The 13,038-nt window shown below is 64.7% G+C and carries 9 protein-coding genes and 3 pseudogenes; 7 read left to right on the top strand and 5 right to left on the bottom strand.

The genetic code is table 11. The features are described from left to right. Positions 1-297: pseudogene (locus ALC15_RS30585) on the bottom strand (Hpt domain-containing protein); the annotation flags it as partial. Between the two features lie 378 nt (positions 298-675). Beyond that, positions 676-2,274 (bottom strand): flagellin N-terminal helical domain-containing protein, encoded by a 1,599-nt coding sequence (locus ALC15_RS30580; RefSeq protein ID WP_050630495.1) that lies wholly within the window; start codon positions 2,272-2,274, stop codon positions 676-678. A gap of 555 nt (positions 2,275-2,829) precedes the next feature. Here ALC15_RS30580 and ALC15_RS30575 point away from each other — a divergent pair. The 3 genes from ALC15_RS30575 (at position 2,830) to ALC15_RS30565 (ending at position 4,825) form a co-directional block, all read left to right on the top strand. Further along, complete coding sequence (locus ALC15_RS30575; RefSeq protein WP_063781895.1) at positions 2,830-3,540, top strand: Crp/Fnr family transcriptional regulator; 711 nt, start codon at positions 2,830-2,832, stop codon at positions 3,538-3,540. Between the two features lie 182 nt (positions 3,541-3,722). Beyond that, a complete protein-coding gene (locus ALC15_RS30570; RefSeq protein ID WP_050630493.1) occupies positions 3,723-4,442 on the top strand; it encodes a Crp/Fnr family transcriptional regulator in 720 nt (239 codons plus the stop codon). 134 nt (positions 4,443-4,576) lie between these two features. Then, a complete protein-coding gene (locus ALC15_RS30565) occupies positions 4,577-4,825 on the top strand; it encodes a hypothetical protein (RefSeq protein WP_050630492.1) in 249 nt (82 codons plus the stop codon). Between the two features lie 14 nt (positions 4,826-4,839). On the opposite strand, the gene ALC15_RS30560 is transcribed toward ALC15_RS30565, so the two are convergent. After that, on the bottom strand, positions 4,840-5,448 hold the full coding sequence (locus tag ALC15_RS30560) for a helix-turn-helix domain-containing protein (RefSeq protein WP_050630491.1): 609 nt from the start codon (positions 5,446-5,448) through the stop codon (positions 4,840-4,842). Positions 5,449-5,987: 539 nt separating this feature from the next. Here ALC15_RS30560 and ALC15_RS30555 point away from each other — a divergent pair. Together ALC15_RS30555 and ALC15_RS30550 are read left to right on the top strand one after the other, a co-directional pair. Continuing rightward, on the top strand, positions 5,988-6,410 hold the full coding sequence (locus ALC15_RS30555; protein ID WP_050630490.1) for a hypothetical protein: 423 nt from the start codon (positions 5,988-5,990) through the stop codon (positions 6,408-6,410). 99 nt (positions 6,411-6,509) lie between these two features. Continuing rightward, positions 6,510-7,184 carry a hypothetical protein gene (locus ALC15_RS30550; RefSeq protein WP_050630489.1) on the top strand — a complete coding sequence of 225 codons (675 nt, stop codon included), beginning with the start codon at positions 6,510-6,512 and terminating at the stop codon, positions 7,182-7,184. A 352-nt stretch (positions 7,185-7,536) separates the two neighbouring features. On the opposite strand, the gene ALC15_RS30545 is transcribed toward ALC15_RS30550, so the two are convergent. Further along, entirely contained in the window at positions 7,537-8,538 is a 1,002-nt protein-coding gene (locus ALC15_RS30545; RefSeq protein WP_050630488.1) for a glycoside hydrolase family 3 N-terminal domain-containing protein, read from the bottom strand. 186 nt (positions 8,539-8,724) lie between these two features. On the opposite strand from ALC15_RS30545, the pseudogene ALC15_RS30540 reads away from it, so the two are divergent. Beyond that, a pseudogene (locus ALC15_RS30540) lies at positions 8,725-10,773 on the top strand (acetoacetate--CoA ligase); the annotation flags it as partial. A 108-nt stretch (positions 10,774-10,881) separates the two neighbouring features. Here ALC15_RS30540 and ALC15_RS30535 read toward each other — a convergent pair. Next, positions 10,882-11,805 carry a LysR substrate-binding domain-containing protein gene (locus ALC15_RS30535; RefSeq protein ID WP_050630486.1) on the bottom strand — a complete coding sequence of 308 codons (924 nt, stop codon included), beginning with the start codon at positions 11,803-11,805 and terminating at the stop codon, positions 10,882-10,884. 71 nt (positions 11,806-11,876) lie between these two features. Between ALC15_RS30535 and ALC15_RS30530 the strand changes: the two are divergent. Further along, a pseudogene (locus ALC15_RS30530) lies at positions 11,877-13,036 on the top strand (DSD1 family PLP-dependent enzyme). Positions 13,037-13,038 lie beyond the last annotated feature (2 nt).

Here is a 13,038-nt window from a genome sequence, read left to right as displayed (position 1 = left end):
GGCCGCCCAGGATCTCCTTGATGCGGTCGATCGAGGACAGGATCAGCGTCACCGCTTCGGCCTTCACCGGCATGCGTCGCGGAATTTGCCCATCAAGGTCTCGCCGGCATGCGCCAGCGCTTCCAGCCGCGGCAGCCCGAGGAAGCCGCAGGTCCCCTTGATCGTGTGCACAAGGCGGAAAATGTTGTCCAGGATCTTCGCGTTGTTCGGATCCTGCTCGAACTGCACCAGCTGGTTGTCGACCGTATCCAGGCTCTCGCTGCTCTCCGTCAGGAACTCGCGCAACAGATCGTCCATGGATAGGTCCCCTCAAGGTGCTACGGAACGCTCGCCTCGCATCGATAACTCCTCCGCCTTCACGGCGACGTTAATTTTGCCGTCCGTGCAAATACGGACGAGGAGTCACGCGATCAGACGATGCAGCACGACGTCGCGGCCAGTCTCAGGCGTCTACCACCCGGACGGGAAAGAGCCCGTTCCATCGGTCATCGCAATTTGAATCAAATGGAATCGTGGGGCCGTTAAGCCGAGCGAAACATTCGCGCCATGGCGCCGGGCTGTATCAAGCCCGGATCGCCCTTTGGTTGAAGCCGGCCGGAAGGTCGATCACGCATAAAACAAAGGCGGCGGGGTTTCCCCCGCCGCCTCGATAGTCGATGTCTGTTGCGGCTACGCTTAGCGGAGCAGCTGCAGAACGCTCTGCTGCGACTGGTTGGCCAGCGCCAGCGCGGACACCGCGATCGACTGGCGGGTCGACAGCGCCTGGCTGTTGGCCGCTTCCTCGTTGGTGTCGGCCAGCGTCAGGTTGGACGAGCCGGTCTGCAACACGTTGATCAGGTTCTTCGAGAAGTCCTGGCGGATCTGCACGATCGACAGGTTCGAACCGAGGGTCGAAGCCTGGGTGCGCAGCAGGCCGCTCGCGTTGTTGAGCGTCTTCAGCGTGGCGTTGGCCGAAGCGTTGTCGATGAAGTCGGTGCCGGCCACCAGCTTGGTGAGGTTGAGGCCGGAAGCATCGAAGGTGACGCCCTGGATCTTCAGCGTCGAGGAGCCCGTCTCGTTGAAGGTCAGCTTGAGCTGATCGCCATTGAGCAGGTTGATGCCGTTGTACGACGCGTCCTGGGCGGTCGTGGTGATCTGGTCCAGGATGTTGTTGTACTGGCTGACCAGGTTGGCGCGGTTGGCCAGCCCGTTCGGATCCTGCACCGGGGCGCTGCCCGCGAGGCCGTTGAACAGCTTGCCCGAAGCGGCTGCCGTGCCGCCGATCGTGCCGATGGTCGCGGACGCAGCATCGTTGGTGGTGCTGATGGTGAGCGCACCGCCCGCGCTGAGCGACGCCTGCAGGTTGTTGGCCGACAGTGCGGCGTTCAGGTCGTTGAGCGACTTCACCTTGCCCGTGCCGCTGCCGAACGTGATGTTGGTGGCGGTGCCGTTGCCGGTCGCGCCGATCGTCAGCGTCAGGCCATCGAGCGGCGACGGCGTCGCCACGGTGCGCGCCGTGGTTCCGGCCGTGAGACCGAAAGCGGCCAGCCCGGAGCCCGAGATGTTGAGGTCCTGGTTGATGCCGGTGCTGATCTGGAGCGCGCCGGCCGACACGGTGGAGGCGGTGGTCGCGCCGGTGATGCCGTCGATCGCGGTGAGCAGGTCGCCGACCGTCAGCGTGCTGCCCGCGCCGGTGCCGAGGGTGACGTTACCGGCCGAGTCGGTCGTCGACGTGGTCTGCGAGGTCGAGAACGAGATCGTCTTGCCGTTGACGTTGATCACACCGGTCGGGGTCGTCGCCAGGGTATCGGAGTTGGTCGCGCTGACGAGCTTGGTGGCGGCCGTGATCGCCGCGGGCACCGTGAGGTTGTTGTTGACGGCCGTGCCGGCGAGCGTGGCGTTGCTGTAGGTCGCGGTGCCGCGGATATCGTCGGTGGTGGCGCCGGTGATCACGGCGGTGGTCACCTGCGACTTCTGCGAATAGCCGACCGCAGCCTGCAGGGCCTGGTTGGCGACCGACTTGGCGCTGTCGACGAGCTTCTGCAGCGAGGTAATGCCGGTGTTGGCGGCCTGCAGCACCTGCACGCCGTTGCCGATGCCGTCCAGCAGGTTGTTGATGTCGCTGGCGCGGTTGTCGAGCGACTGCGCCGTGAAGAAGTTGGTCGGGTTGTCGAGAGCAGTGTTGACCTTCTTGCCGGTGGACAAGCGGTTCTGCGTGGTGGCGAGCAGGTCGGCCGTCGACTGCAGCGAAAGCAGATTTTGACGGACCGATGCCGAGAGGACGATGCCGGACATACTGATACCCTTCTGGATGAACACGATTGACGCGACGCCGTAAATTTCGCACGGCGACCGGTGCCACACTGGTCCGTCCGCGCTACCCGTTCGTTAAAGGGCTGCTCCGTACAAATACCCAGAACGGCTCTTGCCGGTAATTCTACGGCTGCCGCGCAGACGCGTGACCAAACCGACTTTGTCCGCCGCCGGATCGACGACGCGGCGGCGAATTTGTCCCCGCATTTGCGGGACTTGCCACATGCTCACGCTGCCGGCTGGCGGCTTCGAAACCCGGAACGGCAATCATCGACGACGCGCGCCTGGTCTGCATCAGAGTTAATGGAAATCAATAAATGCGAGACAATGTCGCAACCGTACCGGCCGGATTGCGTGTCGTACGAATCGCTTCGATCGTGGCACGGAGCGGGGCGATGCCGATCGTCTGCCCCCTAGAGGGTATAAGGTTCGCACTACAACCCTTGTGCTATTGGACAGGCAAGCTATGTTCGCAGTCCACACGCCAAGAGTAGGTGATGCGAGACTGTAGTGCTCCCGCCCTCGGCAGGAGCTCCAATGTCCGCGGTATCGCGTCCGCCCAATCGTCTGTTGCAAGCACTTCCCCCAGCGGAATACGCGCAACTTCATCCTCTTCTGGAAACCGTCGACCTGACCAAGGAAACGGCGCTGGCCGATGCCGGCGCACCGGTGCAGCGGGTTTATTTCCCGCACGCCGGCGTGGTCTCGATGATGGTCAATCTCTCCGACGGGCAATCCGTCGAGATTGCAACCATCGGTCGCGACGGTGCCGTCGGCGCGTCCGCCGCTCTGCATGAGCGGCCGCTGCTCGCCGACGCGATTGTCGTCGTGCCGGGCACGGCGTCGGTGGTGCGGGCGGAAGATTTCCGCGAGGCCGCCAATCGCAGCGCAGAATTCCGCACCCTGGTTGCGCTCTATGAGCAGGCGCTGATGGCGCAGACGCAGCAATCCGTCGCCTGCAACGTCTCGCATCCCGTGGAGGCGCGGCTGTCGCGCTGGCTGCTGCGCGCACGCGACCTGTGCGGCAGCGAAGCGCTGCCGCTGACCCAGGAGATGCTGGCGCAGATGATCGGAGTCCGGCGCAACGCGGTTTCGATCGTCGCGCACGGGTTTCAGCAGGCCGGCATCCTGCGCTACAGCCGCGGCCAGATCGAAATCACCGATATCGACGGCCTGCGGAAGGCGGCGTGTGAATGTTATGCGACCGTCAAGGCACACGCCGAACAATTGATCGGACCGGACGATTGATCGCTGCAACCCCACTCAGCCGCAGATAATGTGAGGCTGCGGCGATCAGCATATTCCTAATGGAACCGGGATGTGTTTCCATTGGAACCCAGACGTGCCAGAATAAGTTGCAGGGACGTCTAGCTGCACGCGTTAGCCCTGGTGACCAGAGACAAGCTTTGCCGGGAAGGCAGGAGGTTGCTTTGGATACGGTTCCGCGATCACCCAACGGGTTTTTGTCGTCGCTCTCTGCGAGCGATTTCGAGCTGATCCGACCGCATTTGCGGACGGTCGACCTCGCCGCCGATTCGGTCCTGATCGAGACCGACGAGATGCTCAAGCGGACATACATGCCGCACAAGGGCGTGATCTCGCTGGTGGTCAAGCTGGCGAGGGGCGAGCGCGTCCAGGTCGCAATGGTCGGCCGCGACAGCATTTTCGGCGCATTCGCTCCGCTGGTCGAGGGGCGGGTCCTGAACAACGCCACGGTGCTGGTGCCCGGCATTGCCTCGACGGTGGAGCTCGAGCCGTTGCGCGTGGCTGCCGGCCAGAGCCCGACGCTTCGCACCATGCTGATCCGGCACGGGCTCGCCGTCTATGCCCAGATCCAGCAGACCGCGGGCTGCAACGCCGTCCATACCGTGGAGTCGCGGCTGGCGCGATGCCTGCTGCATACGCGCGATCTCTCCGGCAGCAACAAGATCGTCCTGACGCAGGAGGCGATGGCACAGATGATCGGCGCGCGCCGCAACAGCGTGTCGCTGGTCGCGCATACCTTGCAGCAGGCCAACTTCATTCACTACAGCCGCGGCCACATCGAGATCACCAATGCGGACGGACTGATCAGGACCGCCTGCGAATGCTACGCCGCCGTCAAGGCGCAATATGCGAGACTGCTGAGTTGCGAGGAAACCAGCGGCTAGGATTTCGATTCAAGCGATTCCCGCTCCGCGCAACAGCGCACCGGCCGTCGCGCAAGCCGTACTTCTACGGCGTGGGATTTTCACCGTCGGATAACGCTGCTTCCGCAAAGTTGCCTGGACGCACGGGGGAGCCGATGTTCACGTACGAGACGACCGATCGGAAGGAAGCCCGGCGCTTCCGCATGGCCCAGTTCAACGGTCGGCCAGCCACGGTCAGGTCCGCCGGCGCGACGGTCACCGGACGGGTGCGCGCGATCGTCGAGAGCAAGTCCGGCGCGACGGCGGCGTGGGTGGTCACGATCGTTCCGGAGCAACCCAAGACGGCCGCTCCCGCCGCGCGGCTCGCGCCGCGGCTGTGCTTCACCGCGGAAGACGATTTCTGACAACCAGTCTCCGCTCAGGCGGAATGCAGCAAGGCCTTGCGGACCAGATCCGCGGTGTTGCGCGCGCCGAGCTTGCGCATGGCCTCGGCACGATGGCTCTCGAATGTGCGCGGGCTGATGTTCATCCGCAGCGCGCCCTGCTTGTTGGAATAGCCGTCGCTGATCAGGCTGAGCACCTCACGCTCGCGCTTGGTCAACGGCTTGCGGCCGGCCTCCGGCGCGAACATGACATCGGGTGACCGGGCGCCTGCCGGTTTGTCGTCACCCTGCGGCCTGAGGTCGGTTGCCGGAACGGCATTCGGATAGAGATCCGAAATCTGCTTCAGCATCGCAGACACCCGCTCGGTCTGTTCGAGCGCGTTCTCGATTACCTGGCGCAGATAGACGCCATTGCCGGGTGCGTGCGCGAACTGCTGACTGTGCTGTTTGAGCTCGTTCATATAGAGCAGCAGCGCGGTCACCGGCCCATTGAACTGCCGGACGATGGCCGCGCCGGCGTCCGAGGTCGCCTGCGGTCGCGGCGAAGTAGCCCCATGATCCTCAGGCGGCGGCCCCTCGAGCGCCGCGGTTCCGCCCATCCATGCCGGAAGGCGCGCCTCGGCTCGATTGTCATGTTGCGTCATAAGTATGGTTTACCGAAGGTGAACTTGTGGCCGCGTTAACACGGGACTCCGTAAAACTACGGGTGACGCAACTGTGACCTCGGGCCCCGACCTGCCAAGCAGGCGCAGATTACCGCTGATTTGGCAATGAATCTCGCATATTTGAGTCGAATTACAGTATTCTTACGGGACGGCGGGACTCTTGCATCCCCGATGATCCCGAGGGCGAGGCATTACCTTGGCAGGCGCACCCGCCCCAAAGGGCTCGGGTTGAAATGGCCGGGACGCACGCTGCCCCTCAGAGGCGCCGGAGCCGCAGGAATTTCTGCAGGAACCGTCCCGAAAGAACGAACCTGAACCACCAGTACGCCATTCGCCGGGTCGACATCGATCATCCCTCAGAGCATCGGGATCGCATCGGCTTACCGCACGTTGGGCAATATTCGTGTGAGACGGTTCACATCGGGCGGCGGACGCTGGGGTCAGGCGAATGTCCGTTTACAGCCCCCGGCACGCGCCGCGATGATCGCCGCCTCTCGGCCAACAAAATGGGGGCGACAATGAAGCGAGGGCGGAATGGATCCTGGTTCTCGATCGCGGCGCTCGCCGCAGCGCTGCTGGCCAGTGCCGGTGCGCAGGCCCAGACCCCGCCGACCAGCGATGCAGCGCCGGTACAAGACAACACGATCATGATCACGATCTTCTTCAAGCATGATCAATCGCGCCCGCTCGGCGAACTCAATGCGCAGCTCGAGCGACAGGGCTTCTACAAGGCGTTTCCGCCCGAAGGTGTCGAGGTGGTGAGCTGGTATGTGATGATGGGCGCCGGCCAGGTGGTGACCCTGCGGCTGCCGGCGTCGCGACTGCGCGAGGTCAACCGCGTCATCGAGAACAGCGCCTGGGGCGCCTATCGCACCGAGTTCTATCCGACCTACGACTACAAGGCGGTCGGGATCGGCAAGCACGAAAAGGCGAAGCAGTAACCAAATCGGACCAGGTGCACTTGCCCGGTCTTTCCCGCCTCGGTAGAGCTCACCGCCGAGGTGATGGACGTCCATCACCGAGGTGACGGAAGTCCAGCCATGACCGGAAACGAACACAGCTTGAGCGCGCCCGCGACCTGCCGGCTGCGCCGCCGACTGGTCTTCGCGCTGGCTTTGCTGGTGTCGATCGCCGGCCATCCGGGCAAGCTACCCGCCGCTGCGGATGAGGTGGCGCCGTCCGCTGCCTGGGCCGTGCTGTTCGAGGAGGATCCTGCCGATCCGGTTGGCCGGAAGCTTCTCGGCTCGGTCGTCTGGCACACCGACACGATCAAGACGGCGGAAGCGTCCGATGAGACGATCGTGCTCGCCGACATCGACATCCCGAAACGGTTCAAGTTGGCGCTGACGCTCAAGCGCAACGTCGACAAGGCTCTTCCGGCCAGCCATGTGATCGAGCTGACCTTCGTGCCGGTCCCTGGATATATCGGGCAGCGCATCGCCACCGTGCCGGGCGTGTTGACGAAATCGACCGAGCAGGGCCACGGCACGCCGCTCGTCGGTGTCTCCGCCAGGGTCGCCGAGAACATGTTCATGATCGGCCTGTCGAACGGCCAGATGGACCGGCAACGCAACCTGCAGGCGCTCAAGGAACGGCCTTGGTTCGATATCGCGATCGTCGACGGCAATCAGCGTCGTGCGATCCTTGCCGTCGAAAAAGGATCGTCGGGAGATGCCGCCTTCGCCATGGCCCTGACTGCCTGGAGCCAGAACTAGCGCAGCGAAGCGCGCGCCGGACTTGCCGGTTCTGCTTCAGTCAGAACCAACCCGCACTCGCCCCGACGCACCGACTACGCGTGGGCGCGCGAGCGCTGGCTCAGCCGCTTTGCCAGTATCCGCAAATCCTCGCGGCGCCCGCTGCAAAGCAGGCGGCTGAATTCGTCGGGGTCGATGGAGGCAGGTGGAAAATCGGCTGAACTGCGTGCAACGCGGCGTAGCAGGTCAATCGGAAGAGACGCTTGAGCATCTTCATGGTTGTTAGCCCCGATGAGCGTCGATGTTAAATCGCGGTAATGAAATTTGGTTCCGTTCCCTGTGGTCGCCCGGCACAAATTTTGGTTCAACGCGATCAGGCGAGCAGCGCCTTGCGCTCTTGCACGCGCGCTATCGATTGCCGCACCGCGGTCTGATCGAGCGATCCGTCCTGCACTGCACCCGCGACCGCCGCCGCGACACCGAGCATCTCCTGCTCCTGGTCGAACAGGTTATTGCCGATGCAGATCATGTCCATGCCGGCGGCGATCGCCCGCAGGCTGGCGGCGCTGGTGCCGAGTGCCTTCTGCAGGCCCTGCATCTGCATGTCGTCGGTGATCAGGAGCGTTTCGGGCAGGCGGCGGCGCAGCCGGCCGATCCCGGCCGGTGACAATGTCATCGGATGCTGCGGGTCCCATTGGCGGACAATGGCGTGGCTGACCAACACCGCGTCACCGTAGGTATCCGGGGCCAACGCGTAGAACAGCTCTTCCTGCTCCGGCCGCAGCGCGTCGGAAATGTCCATGAATTCCAGATGCGAATCGACGTGCGCGCCGCCGATCCCGGGATAATGCTTCAGGCAGAGACCTACCCGAGCCTGCCGCGCCGCGGCGTCGACCAGGCGGGCATTGGCCGCGACCTCGCCGAGATCTGAGGAATAAGAGCGCTTGATCCTGCCGATATTGGGATTGTCGGAATTGTAGTCGACGTCGATGACCGGCGCGAAATTGTAGCGGATGCCGAGCCGGCGCAGCTCGCCATAGCTTACGCCAAGGATCGCCTGCTTATCCGCCGGTGCGAGCAGATTGAAATCCCTCGCGCTCGGCAGCGGCTGGAAGCCCAGGCCATCCTTGAGCCGGCGCACCAGGCCGCCCTCCTGGTCGATGAAGACCAGCGGCTGCGACGGCAGCGCGGCGATCGCGGCGCAGAGCGACTGCACCTGCTCGGGCGAAGCGATGTTGTTGTCGTATTGGCGGGTTTGGCACGAGTAATCGAACAGGATCACTCCGCCGAGCCCGAACTGCGCGGCAAAGTCCTTCAGCCAGGCCGGGATGACCTTGCCGTAGAAGCCGAGGATGAAAAGTTCGCCGATCGACATCGCCGCTCGCTCACCTGGATACGCATCGAATCAACCCGCGCGCTTGCGGAATAGCACGCTGCCGCGGCGGTATGAATATGACGCAAGCCACTGCCCGACTGCGTTCCCCGCGCTCGCATCCCTATGTTAAGACACGCCGGCACGCCGCACACGCGTCCGCCACAACACAAGAAACGCCGGAAACCGCTCATGACAGCACCTTACGTCCCGCAAATGGCCCTTTACCGCGATTGGCTGAAGGAGACCCGCGGCCTCACGTTTGCGGATTTCGAAACGATGCGGCGCTGGTCGGTCACCGATATCGACGCATTCTGGCAGAGCGTCTGGGATTATTTCGACCTGCGCTCGCCGACGCCGCATTCGGCGGTGCTCGCTGACCGCAAGATGCCCGGCGCGGTGTGGTTTCCCGGCGCTTCGGTGAATTACGCCCGCCAGGTGTTCCGCCACGTCGCGCCGGCGCATGCCGCCGGCCTGCCCGCCCTGATTGCAAGCGGCGAGGACGGCAAGTTGTCGGAGACGAGCTGGCCCGAACTGCAACGCAAATCGGCGGCGCTGGCGCTGCATCTGAAGGCCAATGGCGTCCGTGCCGGCGATCGCGTCGCCGCCTACCTGCCGAACATCCCCGAGACCATCATCGCGTTTCTCGCCACCGCCAGTCTCGGCGCGATCTGGAGCGTTTGCGCCCCCGACATGGCGGCGCCCGCGGTGATCGATCGCTTCAAGCAGATCGAGCCGAAAGTGCTGATCGCCTGCGATGCCGTGACCTATGCCGGCCGCCGCCACGACCGGCAAGGCGTGATCGAGGAGTTGCGGCGCGCGCTGCCGACGGTCGAGCATGTCATCCTGCACAGCGACGCGGCACCGTCCGAGACGCGGCTGTCATCCATCCTCGCGGGCCAAAGCGCGGAGATCGACGCCTTCGAGCCGGAATGGCTGCCGTTCGATCATCCACTCTGGATCGTCTATTCCTCGGGCACCACGGGATTGCCGAAGCCGATCCTGCACAGTCACGGCGGCATCATCGTGGTGGCGCTGCCGCTGTCGACGCTGCACAACGATATCGGCTGCAGCTACCAGCCGAACTCGTTCGGCGAACGCTTCCACTGGTACTCCTCGACCGGCTGGATCATGTGGAACTGCCAGGCCAACGGCCTGCTCAACGGCACCACCTGCTGCATCTTCGACGGCAGCCCCGGCGGCACCAAGGACAAGCCGGACTGGACCACGCTGTGGCGCTTCGTCGCCGACGCCAAGGCGACCTTCTTCGGCGCCGGCGCGGCGTTCTTCGCCAATTGCACCAAGGCGGAGATCGATCTCGCCGGTGTCGGCGACCTCTCGGGCCTGCGCACGCTCGGCTCGACCGGCTCGCCGCTGTCAGCCGACACGCAAGCCTGGTTCAACGAACGCTTCGCCGCGCTGTCGAAGACAAACGGCAACACAGCGCAAGCCGACATTTGGTGGGCCAATATTTCCGGCGGCACCGATTTCGCCGGCGCTTTCATCGGCGGCAATCGCGAACTGCCGCAGACGCCGGGCATCATGCAATGCCGCCTGCTCGGCTGCGCGGTGGAGGCGTTCGACGAGCAGGGCCGCGCCGTGCTCGACGAGGTCGGCGAGCTGGTCTGCACCGAACCGCTGCCCTCGATGCCGCTGCGGTTCTGGAACGACCCCGGCAATGCCCGCTACCTGTCGAGCTATTTCGAGACCTATCCGGACAATTTCGACGGCACCGGCCGCGGCCCGGTATGGCGGCATGGCGATTGGCTCAAGATCAATCCCGACGGCTCCTGCGTGATCTACGGCCGCAGCGACGCCACGATCAACCGCCATGGCCTGCGGATGGGCACCAGCGAACTCTATTCGGCGATCGAGGCGTTGCCCGAGGTGCTGGATTCGATGGTCGTCGACCTCGAATACCTCGGTCGCGACAGCTACATGCCGCTGTTCGTGGTGCTGCGCGAAGGCGTTGCCTTCGATGCCGCGATGAAGGCCAGGATCAACAAAGCGATCGAAGCCGGATTGTCGCGCCGCTTCCTGCCCAACGATATCTTCGTGGTGGCGGAGATTCCGCGCACGCTGTCCGGCAAGAAGCAGGAGCTGCCGGTCAAGAAGCTGTTGCTCGGCCACCCCGTCGAGAAGGTCATCAACCGCGATGCGATGGCCAACCCCGGATGCCTCGACTGGTATCTCGATTTTGCCAGGAGCTATCTGAGCAAGCAGGCCGGCGCCGCGTGAACGCCGGCTAAAGCGCGATGAGATTGGGTTGAATCGTCATCGCGCTTTAGTTCATTGTTTGAGCATGATCGTTTCGGAAAACCGCCGCGCACTTTTCCGGATCATGCTTTAGCGCGGCCCGCTGCGCCATGGCGGCGGCGCAAGCGCAGCGCGCAGCTGCTCGACGAAAGCCTGCGTGCGTCGGGCGCGGCCGCCGCGTCCGGGATTGAGCAGTGCGACGATGTCGGCCGGCGGCAGGCGATGGTTCGGCAGAACACGGACCAGCCGGCCGGTTGCGAGATCCTCGGCGACATCCCACTCCGACCTGACGATCAGGCCGTGATGTGCCAGCGCCCAGGTCTTCACGACCTCGCCGTCATTGCTCGACAGCATCGGCTCGATCCTGACGACATCAGGCTCCGACGCGCCGCGCTTGCGGGAGAACCGCCACAGCGTCACGTCCTCCTCGTTCTCGCGCAGCGCAATGCACTGATGCGAGCGCAGATCCTGCGGGCGCACCGGCGTTCCCTGGCGTTTCAGATAGGCCGGCGAGGCACACAGGTAACGCTCGTTCGGCGCAAGGCGCAGCAAGCGCAGCGTGGAGTCCTTCAGCGTGCCGATGTGGATCATCACGTCCCACGCACCCGCGGCGGCACGGCCCGGCCGATCGGACAGTTCGAGCTCGACGGACACCTCGGGATGACGTGATCGGAAAGCGGCAACGATCGGGGCGATGTAGCGGCGTCCGAAGCCGAGCGGCGCAAGAACCTTCAGATGGCCCGCGATGGTGCCGCGACGCGCCTGCAGCGCGTCGGTCAGCTCCGTCGCCTCGTCGAGCAGCGTGCCGCCGCGCAGCACCAGTAGCTCGCCCTCGTCGGTCAGCGTCAGCCGCCGGGCCGAACGGCTGACCAGTTGAACGCCCAAACGCTGTTCGAGGCTTTGCAGCCGCTGTGAGACCGCCGACGGCGTCACGTCGAGCGCCCGCGCCGCGGCCGCGAGCGAACGGGCCGCGGCGATGGCCAGGAAGAAGCGGATGTCGTCGGTCGAGATCATTAAGCCTAGACTTAATATAACAATGACGTTCGGTAAATTGTATTTAGCATAGAAACGGCTAGTCTTGCCGCATGACTTCAGCCCCTGTCCTGAACGCACCGCACCCGCTCGCCGGGATCGACACGCCCTGCCTGGTGCTCGACGAAGACCGCATGCTGCACAACATCGCCCGCCTGAAGACGCGGCTGGCGCGGCTCGGCGTGCCGCTGCGCCCGCATCTGAAGACCGCGAAATCAATTCCGGCGGCGCGCGCCGTGATGGACGGCCCGGGCGGTCCGGCCGCGGTCTCGACCTTGCAGGAAGCCGAGGCCTTTGCCGCGGCCGGCGTAAAAGACATCCTCTACGCCGTCGGCATCGCGCCGCAGAAGCTCGATCGCGTCGCCGCGCTGCGGCGGCAGGGCGTGGACCTGTCCGTGGTGCTCGACAGCGTGGAGCAGGCCGCCGCGGTCATCGCGATGGCGCGCATGACGGGCGACTGCATTCCGGTGCTGATCGAGATCGATTGCGACGGCCATCGCGCCGGTGTGAGCGCGAACGACCCGCTGCTGGTCGAGATCGGCCGCGCGCTGCATCAAGGCGGCGCCGAACTGCGCGGCGTGATGGCGCATGCCGGCGAATCCTATTCCTGCCGTAGCGTTGAGGCACTCGAGCAGGCGCCGAGCAGGAGCGCGTCGCCGCGGTTGCCTGCGCCGAGGCTTTGCGCGGGGCCGGACTGCCCTGCCCCGTGGTCAGCGTCGGCTCGACGCCGACAGCGCATTTCGCGCGCCGGTTCGACGGCGTCACCGAGGTACGCGCCGGCGTCTTCATGATGTTCGACCTGGTGATGGCCGGGATCGGGGTCTGCGCAGTCGAGGACATCGCGCTGTCGGTGCTCGCGACAGTGATCGGCCATCGCGCCGACCGCGGCTGGACCTTCATCGACGCAGGCTGGATGGCGCTGTCGCGCGATCGCGGCACCGCACGGCAACCGGTCGATCAGGGTTACGGCATCGTCTGCGATATCGATGGACGGCCCTATCCCGATCTGATCGTGACCGAGACCAATCAGGAGCACGGCATCATCGCGCTTCGCCCCGGCAGCACCGCGCCACAGGCGACGCTGCGGGTCGGCACGAAAGTGCGCGTCCTGCCGAACCATGCCTGCGCGACCGGAGCCCAGCACGACCGTTATCATGTCGTCGCTGCCGGCTCCGGCACCGTCAGACAATGGGAGCGGTTTCGCGGATGGTAGGA

This window comes from Bradyrhizobium viridifuturi (assembly GCF_001238275.1).
Lineage (GTDB): Bacteria > Pseudomonadota > Alphaproteobacteria > Rhizobiales > Xanthobacteraceae > Bradyrhizobium > Bradyrhizobium viridifuturi.
The sequence above is the reverse complement of the archived record's forward strand: the minus strand, read 5'-3'. Positions and strand labels throughout refer to the sequence as shown.

Excerpts from the sequence above, each read along its gene's own strand:
- ALC15_RS30555 (WP_050630490.1), top strand. The coding sequence starts at position 5,988 with ATGAAGCGAGGGCGGAATGGATCCTGGTTCTCGATCGCGGCGCTCGCC.
- ALC15_RS30550 (WP_050630489.1), top strand. The coding sequence starts at position 6,510 with ATGACCGGAAACGAACACAGCTTGAGCGCGCCCGCGACCTGCCGGCTG.
- ALC15_RS30545 (WP_050630488.1), bottom strand. The coding sequence starts at position 8,538 with ATGTCGATCGGCGAACTTTTCATCCTCGGCTTCTACGGCAAGGTCATC.
- ALC15_RS30560 (WP_050630491.1), bottom strand. The coding sequence starts at position 5,448 with ATGACGCAACATGACAATCGAGCCGAGGCGCGCCTTCCGGCATGGATG.
- ALC15_RS30535 (WP_050630486.1), bottom strand. The coding sequence starts at position 11,805 with ATGATCTCGACCGACGACATCCGCTTCTTCCTGGCCATCGCCGCGGCC.
- ALC15_RS30565 (WP_050630492.1), top strand. The coding sequence starts at position 4,577 with ATGTTCACGTACGAGACGACCGATCGGAAGGAAGCCCGGCGCTTCCGC.
- ALC15_RS30580 (WP_050630495.1), bottom strand. The coding sequence starts at position 2,274 with ATGTCCGGCATCGTCCTCTCGGCATCGGTCCGTCAAAATCTGCTTTCG.
- ALC15_RS30575 (WP_063781895.1), top strand. The coding sequence starts at position 2,830 with ATGTCCGCGGTATCGCGTCCGCCCAATCGTCTGTTGCAAGCACTTCCC.